Annotated in this window: 1 protein-coding gene; it reads right to left on the bottom strand. The window is 69.9% G+C overall.

What is annotated here, in order from left to right; all coding sequences use genetic code 11:
- Window positions 1-1,260 (bottom strand): cache domain-containing protein (locus FVW27_RS16215; protein WP_424991884.1); only part of this gene is annotated, 1,260 nt, incomplete at both ends.

Raw genomic sequence — 1,260 nt, 5'->3', positions numbered from 1 at the left:
GCGCAGCAGTTCCGCCAGCGCGGTGCCCGCCGGGGTCACGGCATGTCCGGTGCGGCGCAGGGCTGCCGGGTTCATGCGCACCACCCGGCAATGGCCGTCCAGGGCGATGATGGCCGAGGGCATGGCGTCCATCATCTGCTGCACGTAGGCGCGGGTGCGGCGCAGCGCGGCCTCGCGCTGGCGCACCGTGCCCGCCATGTCGCGGAATTCGCGGTCCATGTCGGCCAGTTCGGCCAACTGTTCCCCACCGGAAGGCGGCAGGTCGTAGCTGCCGCCCGAAACCAGCCGGATGGACTGGCAGAACCCGGCCAGGGGCCGGGCGATGGTCCACTCCAGTTCGGCCAGCAGCGACACGGCGAACACGGTCAGCAGCACCGCGAGCAGCAGCAGGAAGATGATCATCTCGCCAACCACCTCGGACAGCACGGCCCCCTGTCGCTTCAGGGTGACGATGGTCCAGTCGGGCCCGGCCATCATGGCGGTGCAGGCAAACCAGGTTTCATCGTCGTAGCGCACGCGTTGCACGGTGGGCCCGGCGTTGTGCGTGTCCCCATCGCCGGGCCTGAAGAAGGGCAGGTGGCCGATGTTTTCCTGGCGCTGCACGCGGGTCAGATCGGGGTGGGCGATGAGGTTGCCGTAGGCGTCGGCCAGCAGCACCGCGTTGTCGTCGCCCGGCAGCAGTTGCAGCACGTGTTCCTGCAGTGCGTTCAGACGCAACGCCCCCACCAGTTGCCAGCCACCCTCGATGGGTTCGCTGATGTACACCACCACCTCGCCGGTGTCCGGCAGGGGGGCGGGGCTGCCCAGCCGGTAGCCGCGCCCGGTCATTCCTCTGTCCTGCTGGTCGCGCAGCACGGGAAAGTCCACCATTGTCGGGCCGTCCGGCAGTGAAAACACCACCCGATGCGCGTCGTCCAGCAACATGATGCGCGCGAAATGCTGGCGCAGCGAGCGTCTGCGGCCCAGTTCCTCGGCCACCCGGGCGGGCGAGGGCGAGGCAGGCAAGGCCGAGGCCAGCCGGGCCAGCGACAGGGCGGCGTTGTCCACATGCTCTTCAAGGTAGCGGGCCAGGGTGGCCGTCAGCAGCGCGCTTTGCCGTTCGAAGTCGGCCTTGCGGCCAAGGTAGGTGAAGGTGCCCGCAAAGGCCAGGATGCACAGGCCCAGCAGCGCCAGCCACACCAGCAGCCGGGTGTGCAGCAGGCGGCGCAGCGAACGCGGCGCACGACTGGGGGCGCGGCCGTGTACCGGGCGGTCGGGGGC

The organism is Nitratidesulfovibrio liaohensis, assembly GCF_011682075.1.
GTDB classification, from domain to species: domain Bacteria; phylum Desulfobacterota; class Desulfovibrionia; order Desulfovibrionales; family Desulfovibrionaceae; genus Cupidesulfovibrio; species Cupidesulfovibrio liaohensis.
The sequence above is the reverse complement of the archived record's forward strand: the minus strand, read 5'-3'. Positions and strand labels throughout refer to the sequence as shown.